17 protein-coding genes are annotated in these 16,151 nt (G+C 59.3%); 9 read left to right on the top strand and 8 right to left on the bottom strand.

What is annotated here, in order from left to right:
* Window positions 1–62: 62 nt before the first annotated feature.
* The 4 genes from FOY56_RS10945 (at window position 63) to yddG (ending at window position 4,358) form a co-directional block, all read left to right on the top strand.
* A complete protein-coding gene (locus tag FOY56_RS10945; protein WP_146345876.1) occupies window positions 63–1,238 on the top strand; it encodes an acetyl-CoA C-acetyltransferase in 1,176 nt (391 codons plus the stop codon).
* A gap of 194 nt (window positions 1,239–1,432) precedes the next feature.
* Window positions 1,433–2,155 (top strand): acetoacetyl-CoA reductase, encoded by a 723-nt coding sequence (phbB, locus tag FOY56_RS10940; RefSeq protein ID WP_146345875.1) that lies wholly within the window; start codon window positions 1,433–1,435, stop codon window positions 2,153–2,155.
* A gap of 389 nt (window positions 2,156–2,544) precedes the next feature.
* The gene (locus FOY56_RS10935; protein ID WP_146345874.1) at window positions 2,545–3,492 is read left to right on the top strand and encodes a transcriptional regulator GcvA; all 948 of its coding nucleotides are present in this window, start codon (window positions 2,545–2,547) and stop codon (window positions 3,490–3,492) included.
* On the top strand, window positions 3,489–4,358 hold the full coding sequence (gene yddG, locus FOY56_RS10930) for an aromatic amino acid exporter YddG (RefSeq protein WP_146345873.1): 870 nt from the start codon (window positions 3,489–3,491) through the stop codon (window positions 4,356–4,358). Before FOY56_RS10935 ends, yddG begins: the two co-directional genes overlap by 4 nt.
* Here yddG and FOY56_RS10925 read toward each other — a convergent pair.
* The 3 genes from FOY56_RS10925 to FOY56_RS10915 all read right to left on the bottom strand — a co-directional run bounded on the left by FOY56_RS10925 (window position 4,355) and on the right by FOY56_RS10915 (window position 5,627).
* Window positions 4,355–4,519: a YdcH family protein gene (locus FOY56_RS10925; protein ID WP_146345872.1), complete on the bottom strand. Its 165-nt coding sequence runs from the start codon at window positions 4,517–4,519 to the stop codon at window positions 4,355–4,357. The genes yddG and FOY56_RS10925 overlap by 4 nt on opposite strands.
* A 128-nt stretch (window positions 4,520–4,647) precedes the next feature.
* Window positions 4,648–5,415 (bottom strand): tRNA1(Val) (adenine(37)-N6)-methyltransferase, encoded by a 768-nt coding sequence (locus tag FOY56_RS10920; RefSeq protein ID WP_146345871.1) that lies wholly within the window; start codon window positions 5,413–5,415, stop codon window positions 4,648–4,650.
* Window positions 5,412–5,627: a putative signal transducing protein gene (locus FOY56_RS10915; RefSeq protein WP_146345870.1), complete on the bottom strand. Its 216-nt coding sequence runs from the start codon at window positions 5,625–5,627 to the stop codon at window positions 5,412–5,414. Before FOY56_RS10915 ends, FOY56_RS10920 begins: the two co-directional genes overlap by 4 nt.
* 55 nt (window positions 5,628–5,682) lie before the next feature.
* Between FOY56_RS10915 and FOY56_RS10910 the strand changes: the two genes are divergently transcribed.
* Window positions 5,683–6,681, top strand: coding sequence for a polyprenyl synthetase family protein (locus FOY56_RS10910; RefSeq protein ID WP_146345869.1), 999 nt, complete (start codon window positions 5,683–5,685; stop codon window positions 6,679–6,681).
* Window positions 6,682–6,741: 60 nt separating this feature from the next.
* On the opposite strand, the gene FOY56_RS10905 is transcribed toward FOY56_RS10910, so the two are convergent.
* The 4 genes from FOY56_RS10905 to soxR form a co-directional block, all read right to left on the bottom strand.
* Window positions 6,742–7,563 carry a 4-(cytidine 5'-diphospho)-2-C-methyl-D-erythritol kinase gene (locus FOY56_RS10905; protein WP_146345868.1) on the bottom strand — a complete coding sequence of 274 codons (822 nt, stop codon included), beginning with the start codon at window positions 7,561–7,563 and terminating at the stop codon, window positions 6,742–6,744.
* A complete protein-coding gene (locus FOY56_RS10900) occupies window positions 7,553–9,283 on the bottom strand; it encodes a tetratricopeptide repeat protein (RefSeq protein WP_146345867.1) in 1,731 nt (576 codons plus the stop codon). Before FOY56_RS10900 ends, FOY56_RS10905 begins: the two co-directional genes overlap by 11 nt.
* Window positions 9,284–9,386: 103 nt before the next feature.
* Window positions 9,387–11,039 (bottom strand): electron transfer flavoprotein-ubiquinone oxidoreductase, encoded by a 1,653-nt coding sequence (locus tag FOY56_RS10895; protein WP_146345866.1) that lies wholly within the window; start codon window positions 11,037–11,039, stop codon window positions 9,387–9,389.
* A gap of 127 nt (window positions 11,040–11,166) precedes the next feature.
* Entirely contained in the window at window positions 11,167–11,619 is a 453-nt protein-coding gene (gene soxR, locus FOY56_RS10890; protein WP_186766313.1) for a redox-sensitive transcriptional activator SoxR, read from the bottom strand.
* 74 nt (window positions 11,620–11,693) lie between these two features.
* Between soxR and FOY56_RS10885 the strand changes: the two genes are divergently transcribed.
* The 4 genes from FOY56_RS10885 to FOY56_RS10870 all read left to right on the top strand — a co-directional run bounded on the left by FOY56_RS10885 (window position 11,694) and on the right by FOY56_RS10870 (window position 14,846).
* A complete protein-coding gene (locus tag FOY56_RS10885) occupies window positions 11,694–12,074 on the top strand; it encodes a VOC family protein (protein WP_146345864.1) in 381 nt (126 codons plus the stop codon).
* A 230-nt stretch (window positions 12,075–12,304) separates the two neighbouring features.
* The gene (greA, locus tag FOY56_RS10880) at window positions 12,305–12,775 is read left to right on the top strand and encodes a transcription elongation factor GreA (RefSeq protein ID WP_146345863.1); all 471 of its coding nucleotides are present in this window, start codon (window positions 12,305–12,307) and stop codon (window positions 12,773–12,775) included.
* A gap of 12 nt (window positions 12,776–12,787) precedes the next feature.
* Complete coding sequence (locus FOY56_RS10875) at window positions 12,788–13,816, top strand: hypothetical protein (protein WP_146345862.1); 1,029 nt, start codon at window positions 12,788–12,790, stop codon at window positions 13,814–13,816.
* A 130-nt stretch (window positions 13,817–13,946) separates the two neighbouring features.
* Window positions 13,947–14,846, top strand: a complete 900-nt coding sequence (locus FOY56_RS10870; protein ID WP_246139459.1) for a hypothetical protein — start codon at window positions 13,947–13,949, stop codon at window positions 14,844–14,846.
* Between the two features lie 60 nt (window positions 14,847–14,906).
* On the opposite strand, the gene FOY56_RS10865 is transcribed toward FOY56_RS10870, so the two are convergent.
* On the bottom strand, window positions 14,907–16,142 hold the full coding sequence (locus tag FOY56_RS10865) for an acyl-CoA dehydrogenase family protein (protein ID WP_146345861.1): 1,236 nt from the start codon (window positions 16,140–16,142) through the stop codon (window positions 14,907–14,909).
* Window positions 16,143–16,151 lie beyond the last annotated feature (9 nt).

The following is a 16,151-nucleotide window of genomic DNA, read 5'->3' as shown; positions in this document are numbered from 1 at the left end:
AAAGGCGGATCGCCTTTAAGGAGAAAACAATCCGTCCACATGATGGCAGAGGACCGGATCACATGACCAACGTAGTAATCGCATCCGCCGCACGTACCGGTGTCGGCAGCTTCGGCGGATCGTTCGCCAACACACCCGCTCACGACCTGGGCCAGGCTGTTCTTGAGGCGCTTGTTGAACGCGCCGGCATCGACAAGGGCGAAGTTTCGGAAACCATCCTCGGTCAGGTTCTGACCGCAGCTCAGGGCCAGAACCCGGCCCGTCAGGCGCATGTCAACGCGGGCCTGCCACTCGAATCCGCCGCTTGGAGCCTTAACCAGGTCTGTGGCTCGGGTCTGCGCGCCGTCGCACTGGCCGCTCAGCACATTCAGCTGGGGGATGCCGACATCGTCTGCGCCGGTGGTCAGGAAAGCATGACACTCTCGCCCCACGCCGCCGCCCTGCGCGCTGGTCACAAGATGGGCGACATGAAATACATCGACACAATGATCCGTGACGGTCTGTGGGATGCCTTCAACGGCTACCACATGGGCCAGACGGCTGAAAACGTTGCTGAAAAATGGCAGATCAGCCGCGAACAGCAGGATGAATTCGCCGTTGCGTCGCAGAACAAGGCCGAAGCCGCCCAGAAGGCTGGCAAGTTCGAAGACGAGATTATTCCCTTCACCATCAAGACCCGCAAGGGCGACATCGTGATGGACAAGGACGAATACATCCGCCACGGCGCCACCATGGAAGCCATGCAGAAACTGCGCCCCGCTTTCACCAAGGACGGATCGGTCACCGCCGCCAACGCGTCGGGCCTGAACGACGGCGCCGCCGGTGCCCTGCTGATGTCAGCCGAGAACGCCGAAAAGCGCGGCATCGAACCGCTGGCCCGCATCGCGTCTTTCGCCACCGTTGGCCTTGACCCATCGATCATGGGTGTCGGCCCGATCTATGCGTCGCGCAAGGCGCTGGAAAAGGCCGGTTGGAAAGCCGAAGATCTGGATCTGGTCGAAGCCAACGAAGCGTTCGCCGCACAGGCCTGTGCCGTGAACAAGGACATGGGCTGGGATCCGGCCATCGTGAACGTGAACGGCGGCGCCATCGCCATCGGCCACCCGATCGGTGCCTCGGGCGCACGGGTTCTGAACACCCTGTTGTTCGAAATGAAGCGCCGCGACGCCAAGAAAGGCCTCGCCACGCTGTGCATCGGCGGCGGCATGGGCGTTGCCATGTGCGTTGAGCGGTCGTAACGCCCACGACTCGGATTGAATACCGAAGAGGGGCGCCAAATCAGGTGCCCCTTTTTCATTGGACGGTCACTATTTTTCTGCCCTGCGACAAAAAACATACCGCAGTGCGGCAATTTCCTTGCGCAAGAATATTGCGCACCAACCCTTAGTTGCGTAACAGAGTTACCAACACAGCACGCTAAATGGAGGACACCATGGCAAGAGTTGCACTCGTCACAGGCGGATCGCGCGGCATCGGCGAAGCTATTTCCAAGAAACTCAAAGCCGAAGGCTATGACGTTGCAGCAACCTATGCTGGCAACGACGAAGCCGCTGCTGCCTTTACCGAGGCGACCGGCATTAAAACCTACAAGTGGAACGTGGCGGACTACGAATCATCCAAAGCGGGAATCGCGCAGGTCGAGGCCGATCTGGGCCCCATCGATGTCGTCGTCGCCAACGCGGGCATCACCCGCGACGCACCGTTCCACAAGATGACGCCCGAACAGTGGCATCAGGTGATCGACACCAACCTGACCGGCGTGTTCAACACCGTCCACCCGATCTGGCCTGGCATGCGCGAGCGCAAGTTTGGCCGCATCATCGTGATCAGCTCGATCAACGGTCAGAAGGGCCAGTTCGCTCAGGTGAACTATGCCGCGACCAAGGCGGGCGATCTGGGCATTGTGAAATCGCTGGCACAGGAAGGCGCACGCGCAGGCATCACCGCCAACGCAATCTGCCCCGGCTACATCGGCACCGACATGGTCATGGCCGTTCCTGAAAAAGTGCGCGAATCGATCATCGCCCAAATCCCTGCTGGCCGTTTGGGCGAGCCCGAAGAAATCGCACGTTGCGTCGCCTTCCTGGCGGCAGACGATGCGGGCTTTATCAACGGCTCGACCATCTCGGCGAACGGCGCACAGTTCTTCGTCTGATCCCCGATCAAACCTGACCATCAGAACCGCCCCACTTCGGGGCGGTTTTTTTGTACAAAACGGTCAATCGCTGTATTTCCGCCCGTACAAAACGGACGAAGAGCCGCCCATCAGGGCGACTCTCCGCTATCCCGTAAGTCTGCGCGCGCAGCAGTCAGCGGGAAAATCTCGGTGAAAAAATCCAGGAAAACGTCCTGCGCAAAGCCTCACCGCGGTAGGCATGCGCACGTTTGATGGCGTGTTGCACGTTCGGGTTTGTTGTCGATTCAATCATCTTGGCACCCTTTCGGTTCGGTTCAGAATTGCTGGTCTGACCTGAATATGAGCCATTGCAGACAAGTCGACAAACGAGACTTTCCAATGCTTCAGTTAAGTAATACTTGTCTGACATGCCTGATCGTCTGCCCCCTCTGACAGCCCTGCGCGCCTTTGAATCCGCTGCCCGCCACATGTCTTTCGCCCGTGCCGCCGAAGAACTGCACGTCACCCCTGCCGCTTTATCCTTTCAAATCAAATCGTTGGAAGAACATCTCGGGCAACCCCTGTTCATCCGGCTGAACCGTGCCGTCGCACTCACCGAAGCCGGGAAAACCCTGGCCCCCGGGTCGACCGATGGCTTCCAATCTCTGGCCGCAGCCTGGCGTGCGACGCAACGATTGCAGGACAACTCAACGCTCACCGTCACCGCAGGCCCTGCCTTGACCGCCAAGTGGCTGGCACCCCGTCTGTTCGAGTTCGCGCGCCAGCATCCTGAGATCGAATTGCGGTTCTCTGCCTCCCTGCAAACCGTTGATCTTGCTCGTGATAATATCGATGTGGCGATCCGGTTCGGCGAGGGAAACGACGATGGCCTTTATGCCGTTCCCGTGCGCAAGGAATGGATGACACCGGTCATGACACCCGAAATGGCCGAACAGTTTCCAACCCCCCAAAGCCTGACAAAGGCACCGCTGTTGTTCGACGACTCGGTCAGTTTTCTGGACCCACCTTGTGACTGGCCCGCTTGGTTTCGCGCCGCAGGCGTCGATTTCCACCCCGAGCGCGGGTCGCACTTTTCCAACGCGGACCACGCCATCGACGCAGCGGTCGCGGGGGTCGGAGCGGTTCTGGGCCGCCGATCCATGATCATCGGAGACCTTTTGAACGGCAGTCTGGTCGCACCATTCAAGATCGCCGTCGAAACCAATGCCCGGTTCAGATTTCTTTGCCTGACTGGGGCCGAAACACGTCCGCAGATTGCCGCTTTCCGCGATTGGTTTCTTGCCGAGATCGACAAAACCGCGCATATCTCGGACGAATTCGAAATCATCCCAGTTGAGGATATTCCCCCCACATGACACGTGCCCGCGCAACAGCCATCGGCTTTATCGCTGTTCTTTTGTGGGCGCTTCTGGCGCTTTTAACTGTGAAATCGGCACCAACGCCTCCGCTTTTGCTGAACGCGATCTGCTTCACCATCGGCGGAATTTTGGGGCTGATCTGGACCTCGGCAACCGGTGGTCTGGCGCAGCTGCGCGATGTGTCGTGGAAGGTCTATGCCTTTGGAACATTGGGATTATTTGGCTACCATGCGCTTTACTTTTCAGCCCTGCGGCTGGCGCCCGCTGCCGAGGCCGGGTTGATCGCCTATCTCTGGCCGTTGCTGATCGTGCTGTTTTCGGGCCTCCTGCCCGGCGAATCACTGCGTGCGGGCCACCTAGTCGGGGCCTTGCTGGGGTTCGCTGGTGCTGCGCTGATCATTACAGGCGGCGGCGGGGCGGGTTTTCAGACCGAGCACCTGCCCGGTTACGCTCTGGCCCTGCTGTGCGCGCTGACTTGGTCAGGGTATTCGGTGTTTTCACGCAAATTGGGCACTGCGCCGACCAGTTCCGTCGCGGTGTTCTGTCTGGCCACCGCGGTCCTTTCGACCGGCCTGCATCTGGCAATCGAAGACACCGTCTGGCCGCAAGACACAATCGGCTGGATGGCCACGATCGGCCTTGGCCTTGGCCCTGTCGGGTTGGCGTTTTATGTCTGGGATATCGGGGTAAAACGCGGGGACATTCAGATGCTTGGCACGATGTCGTATGCAGCACCGTTGTTGTCGACGTTGATCTTGGTTGCGGTTGGCATCGCTGCGCCAACGTGGATGTTGGTCTTGGCGGCGTTGCTTATCACCGGCGGCGCAGCAATGGCCGCGCGCGCCAGCATGAAATCGGCCTAGGAGGATAGGCGCTCGATCTCTTCTTTAAGTCGTAATTTTTGCTTTTTCAGGGTCGAGATTTGCAGCGCGTCCATACCCGGAGCACGTTCGGCCTGTTCGACCTCTACACTCAGGTTCTCGTGCTTTTTCTTAAGTTCGATTACGTGTGCGCTGACGCTCATGTCGATACTCTCCTGTTTCTGAATAAGCCTGACGAGTTGAGCACAGAAAATCCGACCTGTCACGCCGCAGACGCAGTGCAGTCGTCACAAAACTTTCGACAATTCGTCACGTGAGCGAAGTCTGGCCGTTACGATGGCCAGGCAAGTGCCTTTCCGTGCCGAAGAATGTTCGAAATTTCGGGGAGATAGCTGTCGCCATCGCGGTCATGGCGATCACCTGCATGCAAAATAAGCGGCGCATGCAGGCGAAACGCCGCACGACCGCCTTTGCGGGCCCGCAAGATTACAAGGTCCGGCGCCCTGCCCGTGCGGGCGGCAAGCGGCAGGATTTCGACTGAGCCCAGCCTACCCGCACAGGCGGACAGCATTTCGGGCAGGCGGTCGGTTCTTTGGATCATGTGCAGCGCCCCACGCGGCGCAAGCCGTTTTGCGGCAACGGCGATCCAATCTGTTAGTGGTGTTTCGCCCCCCAAAGCCGTCTGGCGGCCCGGATCGGTCGCACCCGTATGGGCACCAACCCGGAAATAGGGTGGGTTGGCGATGATGTGATCGAACTGGCGTTGCCTCAGATCCGTCGGAAGTGCAGTCAGATCTGCCCGAATGACCTCAAGCGCAAGACCGTTGTTGTCGGCGTTGCGCTCAGCCAATTGCGCATAGTCATCTTGCAGTTCGACACCTACCAGATGCAGACCGTCAATCCTGCGTCCAAGACATAAAATCGCGGCCCCTGCCCCGCATCCAAGCTCAAGAACCGCCTGACCGGCCCGTGCAGGCACGCAAGCCGCCAGAAACACCGGATCCACGCCGGCGCGATATCCGTGGCGCGGCTGCCACAACTGCAATGCCCCGCCCAAAAACCCGTCAAGGGTCAGGTCCTGGTCCGAAAAACCGCTCACTGTCCCAAGGGAATCTGATTGTCTTTCACAACCCGAAGCGCTGCCGGATAATCGTCCTCACGGACCATCAAACGGCGGGGGAAAATCCCGATGCCACCTTCGAGGATGCTCATATTTACGTCCATTTGAAAGCAGTCTATACCCTCACCCTCAAGAAGGGCTGAGGCGAATGCCATCACGGTGGGATCGGTACTTCGGAGCAGTTCCTTCATGAAGGGGATCTAAGGGCAAGGCGCGGGGATTGTCGAGCCTTGCAAACGGGACATTATGAATATCACGACCGTCAGCAAACCGCATGACCGTCTGGCCGATGTGCTGTCAGGCGAGATGGACGCCGTAAATGTGTTGATCCGCGAGCGTATGGCGTCGGATCACGCGCCGCGCATTCCGGAGGTAACCGCACATCTGGTCGAAGCAGGTGGCAAGCGCCTGCGCCCGATGCTGACGCTGGCCGCAGCGCGGCTGTGCGGGTACGAGGGGGCGGATCACGTGAAACTGGCCGCCACCGTCGAGTTCATCCACACCGCGACGTTGCTGCATGACGACGTGGTGGATGAAAGCGGGCAGCGGCGTGGGCGACCCACGGCGAACTTGCTTTGGGATAATAAATCCAGCGTTCTGGTCGGCGATTACCTGTTTGCGCGCAGTTTTCAGCTGATGGTGGAAACCGGGTCGCTGAAGGTGCTCGATATTCTGGCCAATGCGTCCGCGACGATTGCCGAAGGGGAAGTGCTGCAGATGACAGCCGCACAGGATTTGGCGACCGATGAGGCGATTTACCTGCAAGTGGTCCGTGGCAAGACGGCGGCGTTGTTTTCGGCCGCGACCGAAGCCGGCGGCGTGATCGCGGGGGCATCCGAAGATGCGGTTCAGGCGCTGTTTGACTATGGCGACGCGCTGGGAATAGCGTTTCAGATCGCGGATGACCTGCTGGACTATCAAGGCAGCAGTGCTGCAACTGGCAAGAACGTCGGCGACGATTTCCGGGAACGCAAGCTGACCCTGCCGGTGATCAAAGCCGTCGCACAGGCCACATCGGACGAGCGCGCCTTTTGGGAGCGCACCATCGAAAAGGGCAAACAAGGCGACGGCGATCTGGAGCATGCTCTGGAGTTGATGGCCAAATATGCCACGCTCGCGGCCACGCGGGACGACGCGCGGGCCTGGGCCGAAAAGGCCAAAACAGCTCTGGATGCCTTACCCGACCACCCAATTCGCGGGATGCTGTACGATCTGGCGGATTACGTGGTGTCGCGTCTGAACTGAGCCCGGTTCGGGGGGCGTTGCCCCCTTTGGGTATTTATAACAAGAAAGAAGCAGGTAGGCTTACAGAAGCTTTCCGTGCGCGCGCCACCAGTCAGGCCGGACACGGCGGGCCGCCTGAGCTGCACTGCCGTCCTGTGGAAACAGGGCAAAGCAGGTGGCGCCGGATCCGGACATGCCAACATGTAAGGCACCGGTGGCTTCCAGCATGCCAAGCGTTTCTACAATGACCGGCTGCAGTGCAATGGCGGGGGCTTGCAGGTCATTACGGCACGTTTTCAGCCAGGCGATGAAATCAGGCACCCCGGACCATCGCGGCAGATTGACTGACATGGCCGGGTTCTGCTTTTGCCGAAGTGCGGTGAAGACGGATGGGGTCGGCACGCTGACGCGGGGATTGACCAGCAGGATGTCCATATCCGGCAAAGGGGGGGCCGGGCGCAGGATATCTCCGATTCCGAGCATACGACGGGGGGCCGTGTCGAGGCACACGGGCACGTCGGCCCCAAGCGGCAGCAGCGCCGCAAGGTCAGGTATCGGAAGGCTCCACAGGCGGCTTAGCGCCCGCAGTGTCGCTGCCGCATCGGCGGACCCGCCACCGATGCCCGAGGCCACCGGCAGTCGCTTGGTCAATTTGATTGCCGCGCCCTTGTCTGCCAGCAAACGAGCCGCACGCAGCACGAGGTTGTCAGGTTCAACGGCAAGAGACGCAGCTTCAGGGCCATCCAGGGTCAGTGACAGATCGGCGGCATCCCTGACGCAAATTGTATCCCCGATATCTGCGAACACCACCAGACTGTCGAGCAGGTGATAGCAATCCTCGCGCTGGCCGGTCACATGCAGGGTCAGGTTGATCTTTGCCGGGGCGAAGACCTCAATCGTCATTGGCCACGGTCAGGGGCGCGGCGCCTTCTTTGGCGAGGACGGCATCAAGACCGATTTCCAGTTTGCTGCGGATCCGGTCGGGATCGGCTTCGCCATCGGTGTCTTCGGGATCGATGAAGCTGAGCGCGCGTTTCCATTGAAACTCGGCCTCAAGCTTGCGGCCCACGGCCCAATAGACGTCCCCCAGATGGTCGTTGACCACCGGATCAACGGCCATAAGCTCGACGGCCCGCTCCATTTGATCGACGGCCTCGTTATACCGGCCAAGTCGGAACAACACCCACCCGAGGCTGTCGACGATATAGCCGCTGTCAGGACGCGCCGCGACGGCGCGTTCGATCATGTCCAGCGCTTCGTCCAGTTTTTCGTGCTTTTCGACCAGCGAATAGCCGAGATAGTTCAACACCTGGGGCTGGCCCGGGTTCAGGTCCAGCGCGGCGCGAAAATCGGCTTCGGACTTGGACCAATCCTTCAGACGTTCATGGCTGATCCCGCGGGCATACAACAGGAACCAGCGCGACGGCGCGTCTTGTTCTGTGAAGTCGAGCGCGCGGTCATATGCTGCCACCGCACCAGCATAGTCTTCTTGCTGCCGCATCAGATCGCCCAGCGACGAATGCACCAGAGGCAGGGTCGGATAGCTGCGCGACAGCTGTTCCAGAACCTCGATCGCAGCGTCGGGTTTGCCAGCCCGGCGCAGGACTTCGGCGCGGCCAAGTTCGGCGGCATAATAATCGGGGCTGGAGGTTGGCACCTGACGATAGGTCGCCACGGACAGATCAAACTGGCCAAGTTCATCCAGCAGTTCCGCGCTGAGCAACAGCGCATCGATGTGATCGGGGCGCAGATAGGTGGCGACGCGGCCGTAGATGAGCGCATAGTCATCCGCCGCTTCGCCGTTCAGGGCCGCGCCGATGGTGAAAAACACCTCGGCCATGCCATCCTGGACCCTGGACACATGGCTGAACGGCAGGGTTTCGCCAGCGGCAAGGCGGTCAGCCATGTCGGTCAGGCTGGGGTCAAGGCCAGCTCCGAACGCATTGGCAAGCATCTCCATCGCTTCCGGGTTTCTGTCGAGTTGTGACAAGATTTCAACCCGGGCCATGGCGGCGCGGCGTGTCATCGAAATGATGCCGCCGCTTTCATCGGCATAGATCGCCTCGGCACCTTCGAAATCGCCCACCAAGGCCAGCGCCATGGCCTTGTGATACAATGCAAAGCTGCGCAGGCCGTTTTCATCGGCGACCTTGTCGAATTGTTCGAGCGCTTTGGAGACCGATCCAGCCCCCATATGCGCCCAGGCAGCAACCAACCCATCGACCAGCGGGCCGATGCCCTGGGTTTCTGGTGAGAGTTCCAGCAGGGCGGCAAAATCCTGCGCTTTGATCAGGCCAGCGACGGTAACCATGTTGGCGACCTGGCTGTCCAGCCCTTCGGATTGCATGACTTTGGCCACGGGCAGGGCTTTGTCGATCTGGCCCAAGGCCAGTTGCGATAGTACAAGGTTTTCCAGCAGGGCCGGGTTCTTGCTGTCAGCGGCCAATGCGCGGGCATAATAGTCAGCGGCCTCAGAGAAATCGCTTTGGAAAAGCGCTTGTCGGGCGGCCAGATAGGCACCTGCGCCTGACTGGACAGTTACTGTCACCTGGGCTTGGGCCACCGGTGCGAACGATACGGCCAGGGCGGCTGCTGCAACTGCTGTACGAAGGTAGGAAATCACCTGAAACCGCCTCTTTTTCTTGCGTTGTCCTGCAAGCTAGGGCGTTCAGGGGGGCGAGGCAATGGCGCAAGCCGGTTCGCAGGCACCATTGCCGGTTTTCTGCCTACATGTTGGGATAATTCGGCCCGTCGCCGCCCTGCGGGGTCACCCAGTTGATATTCTGGCTGGGGTCTTTGATATCGCAGGTCTTGCAATGCACGCAATTCTGGAAGTTGATCACAAAGCGCGGGTCCTTGCCTTCTTCTTCAACCACTTCGTAGACGCCCGCCGGACAATAGCGCTGCGCCGGTTCGGCGTATTTGCGCAGGTTCATCACGATCGGGATATTGGGGTCTTTCAGCTGCAAGTGGCAGGGCTGGCTTTCTTCGTGGTTGGTCATCGCAAAAGACACGTTGGTCAGACGATCAAAGCTGAGTACGCCATCCGGTTTGGGATAATCGATGGGTTCAAACCGTTCAGCCTGACCCGTGGCCTCGGCGTCGTTCTTGCCATGTTTCAGCGTGCCGAACAGCGAGCCGCCGAACACAGTGTTCCACCACATATCGAACCCGCCCAGCGCGAGCGAGGCATTGAGGCCCCATTTTGACCACATCGGTTTGACGTTCTTGACCTTCTTCAGGTCATTACCGATCTCGCCGTTGCGCACCTCGACTTCATAATCGGACAGTTCGTCACCCGATCGACCACCCTGGATTGCCTTAAAGGCGGCCTCGGCTGCCGCCATACCCGACAGCATCGCATTGTGGTTGCCTTTGATCCGGGGGACATTGACCATGCCGACCGAACAGCCCAGCAATGCCACGCCCGGCGCGACCATCTTGGGCATGGACTGGTATCCACCTTCCGAGATTGCCCGCGCGCCATAGGCAACGCGTTTGCCGCCCTTCAGCAGTTCCGCGACCATCGGGTGATGCTTGAAGCGCTGGAACTCCATATAGGGGAACAGGTACGGGTTCTGATAGTTCAGGTGAACCACGAAGCCGACGTAAACCTGATTGTTGTCAATGTGGTAGATGAACGATCCACCACCGGCATTGGAGTTCAGCGGCCAGCCCATCGTATGGGTGACCGACCCTTCCTTGTGCTTGTCCGGGTCGATTTCCCAGATCTCTTTCATGCCCAGGCCGAATTTCTGCGGTTCTTTGCCTGACTGAAGGTCGTATTTCTCGATGACCTCTTTCGCCAGCGATCCGCGCACGCCTTCGGACAGGAACACATACTTGCCGTGCAGTTCCATGCCCGGTTCGGTGTTGGGTCCGATGGATCCGTCGGGCTCAAGCCCGAAGACACCTGCCACGACGCCTTTGACTTCGCCATTGTCGCCATAAACCAGATCAGAGCACGCCATGCCCGGGAAAATTTCAACACCCAGCTCTTCGGCCTGTTCAGCCATCCAGCGGCAGACATTGCCCATCGAAACGATATAGTTGCCGTGGTTGTTCATCAGCGGCGGCATCGGAAAATTCGGGATCCGCAAGGCGCCGGCTTCACCCAGCATGTAGAACTTGTCTTCCTTCACCGGCGTGTTCAGCGGTGCGCCTTTTTCTTTCCAGTCCGGGATCAGCTCGTTCAGGCCGCACGGGTCCAGAACCGCACCCGACAGGATATGCGCGCCCACTTCCGAGCCCTTTTCAAGGACAACGACGGTCAGGTCTGCATCCAGCTGTTTCAGACGAATGGCAGCCGACAGACCCGCAGGGCCTGCGCCGACGATCACAACGTCATATTCCATCGCTTCGCGTTCAATCTCGGCCATTTTGGGGCTCCTTGGCTAACTGGTCCCAGCTGGGGCTGCTGGCGCAACATTCTTTCGTGGGTGCATACCCTTTGGCAAGCGAAGCGGTCAATCGTAACACTGCGGCAAAGGGCTGCATCGCAGCAATTCAGGGCTCTGGAACGTCGCCCATCAGGTATCTGGGTCCCGCGCCACGGGCATTTGCCCGGTCATCGGGGTTATAGAGCTTGCATTTGGGCAAGCTCAGGCAGCCGCAACCGATACAACCATCCAGATTGTCGCGTAACTTCTGTAGCGTTTCGATTCGGGCATCCAGATGTTCGCGAAAGGTTTCGCTGATTGCGGCCCAGTCTTTCGGCGTCGGCGTTCGCCCGCCGGGAAGCTGGTCCAGCAAGGCGCGGATCTCGGGCAAGGTGAACCCGAACTTCTGTGCGATCATCACAAAGCTGAGCCGCCGGATATCTGCCCGTTCAAATCGCCGCTGGCCGCCGTCGTTGCGCCAGGGCGTGATCAGCCCCTGCGATTCATAGTATCGAATCGCCGACACCGCCAAACCCGTCCGATCCGCCAACGCACCAATTGATAAGCCCTTTGCTGCCATCAAAATTTTTCCTTGACCTAAAGTTAGGTTTAGCAATTACACCTAATGCTGTCAGTCAAACAAGAGGATTTATCATGACCGCTTCACTTGAACATACCAACATGACCGTTGCAGACGCTGATGCCAGCGCAGCCTGGATGTGTGATCTGTTTGGCTGGCATGTGCGCTGGTCAGGGCCCGCAATCAACGGCGGGCGCACTGTGCACGTGGGCACGGACGCACAGTATCTGGCCCTGTTTACCCCCAAAACCCCGACCGATCCAAAAGTGGAAAGCTATGATGTGATCGGTGGGCTGAACCATGTGGGCATTACCGTCGACGACATCGATGACATGGAGGACAAGGTCAAAGCCGCCGGGTTCAAGCCAATCAATCATGCTGATTACGAACCTGGTCGACGGTTCTATTTTCACGACACCGACGGGATCGAATTCGAAGTGGTGCAATATGATTGAGATGCTATGGCTGTGCGCCCCTTCCAACCGATGGCGCAATGGAAGGGACCCAAACCGGCGTCACAGGCGGTTGCCCGCCCTACCTAGGCGGCGCTAAGCCGCAAATTGGCGGGCGGAAACCCTGTCACCTCTTGCATTCCCATGCGCCTTTGAGTCAGGTAATCTGAATTCAGACACGCGCCCCGGCGATTTTAGCGTCGGGGCGCAAAACTTTGCGTGGACAAGAGAAGATGGAAAAACTCCCAATGACGCCCACGGGTTTCGCGGCTCTCGAGGCGGAACTGAAGCTTCTAAAATCGGTTGAACGCCCTGCAGTTATTCAGGCGATTGCCGAGGCGCGCGAATTGGGCGACCTGAAAGAGAACGCCGAATACCATTCAGCGCGCGAAAAACAGGGCTTTATCGAAGGCCGCATCAAAGAGCTTGAGGCTGTGCTATCGCTGGCAGACGTCATCGACCCGAAAAAGCTGTCGGGCGCGATCAAGTTCGGTGCAAAAGTCACGCTGGTGGATGAAGACACGGACGAAGAAAAGACCTGGCAGATCGTGGGCGAACACGAGGCCAAGATCGAAGCCGGGCTTCTTAACATCAAATCTCCTATTGCACGCGCCCTGATTGGCAAGGAAGAAGGCGATAGCGTCGAAGTCCGGACCCCGGGCGGGATTCGTTCGTACGAGGTTCTGGAAATCGCCTTTTCCTGACGGAGTTTGCCGATGACCGATGCGCCAAAAGACAATGATTCGGGCAAGTCCACTCCGTTGGGCCTGTATGACCGACCGCGTCGGGATCAGGTTACTGCCGTCGAGATCATTGCCGTTACGCTAAGTCTGCTCTGGCTGGCCGGGGCTGTGGCATTTTTCGTCTTCGCCCCCAAAGGCGCTACCCAGAACATCGACGGCCTGCGGTTCATCATGACGTTACTGGCCGTGTTCATGCCGGTGGCGATGATCTGGGTCGCGGCCACGGCGGCCCGATCATCACGGGTCATGCGCGAAGAAAGCCAGCGGCTGCAAACCGCGATTGATGCGGTCCGGCAAGCGCAGATCGCCCAGCAGCAGCGCGGCGCAGTCCCGCAAGAAGCCTCGGTTTCGCAAAAGCTGGATGAGATCGCCGAAGCTGCGAAAAAAACCGAAACCACGCTGGCAACGTTCCACACCACGCGGCATCAGCGGATCCGCCCCAATGTTCAACCCGTCGAAACCACCCAAACACCTGCCGATATCGATCAGGGGTCGCTTGCCCTGGGCACCCCGGCCGAAGAATTGTCCCCGCCCCTGCCCACGGATGATTTCATCCTGGCGCTGAATTTCCCGGAAACCGCAGATGACGAGATCGGGTTTGCTGCGCTACGCCGCGCGCTGCGCGACCGCAATGCAGCCAAGCTGATTCAAGCGGCACAGGATGTGCTGACCCTGTTGTCGCAGGAAGGCATCTATATGGATGACCTGCGTCCTGACATGGCCCGTCCCGAGGTTTGGCGCGATTTTGCGCAAGGCGCACGCGGACGGTCTGTGGCCTCACTGGGCGGCGTGCGGGACCGGACGTCGCTGGCACTGACCGCCGCGCGTATGAAGAAAGACCCGATTTTCCGCGACGCCGCGCACCACTTCCTGCGCCGGTTCGACCAGATGTTTGTCGAATTCGAACCGGTGGCAACGGACGCCGAAATCTCATCCCTCGGCGAAACCCGAACAGCGCGGGCCTTTATGTTGCTCGGTCGTGTGGCTGGAACGTTCGACTAACGGCGTCCACTCCTCCGCTGCCCCCTGCCCTGGCCAGACTAAATTGCAAAAGCGGCCTTGCTTTGGTTTTGCATTGCAACATGTTACCTCAAGACGAAGCATTCGCTTCAAAACGAAAAGGGACCCTGTCATGAGGTCAATCTGTAGTAGGCTCTTGTCTGCCAGCATATGCGCTTTTGCATTGTCGGGTCCGGCGTTGGCGCAAGCCCCGACTGGCTGGGGTCACCAGATCGACGGTTTGGCCATCTTTCAGGGAAGCGCGGATCTGAGCGGAGGCGGAACCGTCTCAGCCTCGCGCGCATTTGTGCGGGCTGGGTCATTGTATCGGTTCGGAGACGGCAACTCGATTGGCGTGTCAGCCAGCGTCGGTCAGTTCAACTATGATTTCAGCAATGCCGCGAACCAACCCTGGACCGATATCCGTGATGTCCGTCTGTCTGCCCCGATGCGCTTTCGCGTTGGCGACACAGGCAGCGTGTTTCTGGCACCCCAGGTCCGCTGGGATTATCAAAGCGGGGTCGCCGCGTCAGACGGTCAGACCTATGGCATTTTTGCCGGGATCGCATGGAAGGTCAGTGACCGCCTGACCATCGGTCCGGCCTTTGGCGCATATACCCAACTGGGTGAAGACGGCACCGAGCTTTTCCCCGCCCTGCTGATCGATTGGGATGTTGCTGACAAATGGAACCTCAGCACCGGCACTGGCCCCGGTGCGACGCGCGGCCCCGGCGTGACGCTCAGCTATGCTCACACTGAAAAACTGGAGTTCGCGTTGTCGGTCAGGTCTGAAAGCGTGCGCTTCCGGCTGGACGGAACCGGGCTGGCCCCGAACGGCGTCGGCGAGGATAAAAGTATCCCGGTCGCCCTGTCGGTCAGCTATCGGCCCAATCCCGGGATGTCGTTCAGCGCATTCGTCGGGGCCGAGTTCAATGGCGAACTGACGCTGGACGACGCAGCCGGCACCGAGATCAGCCGGCAAAGCTATGAAACTGCCCCAATTGCGGGTTTGGCGTTTCGCATCCGGTTCTGACCGTGCAATGCAAAACGGCCCCCGAAACCGGAGGCCGCTTGTCTGTTCAGGCTATGCCTTTCAGACTTTTTCTTGCGTGTATTTCTTCAGTTCGACACGGGCCACCTGACGGCGGTGTACGGCATCGGGGCCATCCGCCAGACGCAAGGTGCGAAGGTGGGTCCACGCCACCGCCATTGGCGTTTCCTGGCTGACGCCAGCGCCGCCAAACATCTGGATGGCTTCGTCGACGACCTTCAGCGCAACACGCGGAGCGACCACTTTGATCTGGCTGATCCACGGAGCCGCAGCGCGCGCGTCGCCCTGATCCATGTACCATGCCGCCTTGAGGCACAGCAGGCGGGCCATTTCGATTTCCATCCGACATTCTGCAATGATGTCATAGTTGGCACCAAGATAGGCCAGCTTCTTGCCAAACGCTTCGCGATCCAGCGACCGCTTGCACATACGCTCCAGAGCCATTTCAGCCTGACCGATCGCGCGCATACAGTGGTGGATACGGCCAGGTCCAAGCCGACCTTGCGAAATTTCAAACCCGCGGCCTTCGCCCAGCAGGAGACCGTCAACCGGAACCCGGACATTGGTAAAGCGGATATGCATGTGGCCGTGCGGCGCGTCGTCGTGGCCATAGACCTGCATCGGGCGCAGGATTTCGATCCCTTCGGCGTTGGCGGGCACAACGATCATTGACTGGCGCTTGTGCTTGGGCAGCTCATCCCCACCGGTTTTGACCATGGTGATATAGACCTTGCAGCGCGGATCACCGGCCCCCGAGGACCACCATTTTTCGCCGTTCAGCACGTATTCATCGCCATCCCGCACGCAAGACATACGGATGTTGGTCGCGTCCGAGCTGGCCACATCAGGTTCAGTCATCAAATAGGCCGAGCGGATTTCACCGGCCAGAAGCGGCTTCAGCCATTCTTCTTTCATGGCTTCGGTGCCATAGCGTTCGAACACTTCCATGTTGCCCGTATCCGGGGCAGCACAGTTGAACACTTCGGCTCCCAAAGGGGTTTTGCCCATCTCTTCGGCGAAATAGGCGTATTCGACCGTGGACAACCCAAAGCCCTTGTCGCTGTCGGTCAGCCAGAAGTTCCACAAGCCTGCGGCCTTGGCCTTGGATTTCAGCCCTTCCAGGATTTCGGTTTGACGTGCCGTATAGGTCCAGCGATCTTCTTTCGCGATTTCGGCCTGATACTCTTCTTCCAGCGGCATGATTTCGTCGCGGATCATGTCGCGGACGCGTTCCAGAAGTTTCTGGTTCTCCTCGCGCATGGCAAATGAAATGTTCATCAATAGTCT

This window comes from Falsiphaeobacter marinintestinus, from assembly GCF_007923355.1.
Taxonomy (GTDB): domain Bacteria; phylum Pseudomonadota; class Alphaproteobacteria; order Rhodobacterales; family Rhodobacteraceae; genus Phaeobacter_A; species Phaeobacter_A marinintestinus.
This window is presented reverse-complemented; position numbering and strand designations above follow the sequence as displayed.

Coding starts and splice junctions, on each gene's coding strand:
- FOY56_RS10910 (WP_146345869.1), top strand. CDS start 5,683: ATGAATATCACGACCGTCAGCAAACCGCATGACCGTCTGGCCGATGTG.
- FOY56_RS10885 (WP_146345864.1), top strand. CDS start 11,694: ATGACCGCTTCACTTGAACATACCAACATGACCGTTGCAGACGCTGAT.
- FOY56_RS10865 (WP_146345861.1), bottom strand. CDS start 16,142: ATGAACATTTCATTTGCCATGCGCGAGGAGAACCAGAAACTTCTGGAA.
- greA (WP_146345863.1), top strand. CDS start 12,305: ATGGAAAAACTCCCAATGACGCCCACGGGTTTCGCGGCTCTCGAGGCG.
- phbB (WP_146345875.1), top strand. CDS start 1,433: ATGGCAAGAGTTGCACTCGTCACAGGCGGATCGCGCGGCATCGGCGAA.
- FOY56_RS10905 (WP_146345868.1), bottom strand. CDS start 7,563: ATGACGATTGAGGTCTTCGCCCCGGCAAAGATCAACCTGACCCTGCAT.
- FOY56_RS10895 (WP_146345866.1), bottom strand. CDS start 11,039: ATGGCCGAGATTGAACGCGAAGCGATGGAATATGACGTTGTGATCGTC.
- FOY56_RS10925 (WP_146345872.1), bottom strand. CDS start 4,519: ATGAGCGTCAGCGCACACGTAATCGAACTTAAGAAAAAGCACGAGAAC.
- FOY56_RS10915 (WP_146345870.1), bottom strand. CDS start 5,627: ATGAAGGAACTGCTCCGAAGTACCGATCCCACCGTGATGGCATTCGCC.
- soxR (WP_186766313.1), bottom strand. CDS start 11,619: ATGGCAGCAAAGGGCTTATCAATTGGTGCGTTGGCGGATCGGACGGGT.
- FOY56_RS10945 (WP_146345876.1), top strand. CDS start 63: ATGACCAACGTAGTAATCGCATCCGCCGCACGTACCGGTGTCGGCAGC.
- FOY56_RS10935 (WP_146345874.1), top strand. CDS start 2,545: ATGCCTGATCGTCTGCCCCCTCTGACAGCCCTGCGCGCCTTTGAATCC.
- FOY56_RS10875 (WP_146345862.1), top strand. CDS start 12,788: ATGACCGATGCGCCAAAAGACAATGATTCGGGCAAGTCCACTCCGTTG.
- FOY56_RS10870 (WP_246139459.1), top strand. CDS start 13,947: ATGAGGTCAATCTGTAGTAGGCTCTTGTCTGCCAGCATATGCGCTTTT.
- yddG (WP_146345873.1), top strand. CDS start 3,489: ATGACACGTGCCCGCGCAACAGCCATCGGCTTTATCGCTGTTCTTTTG.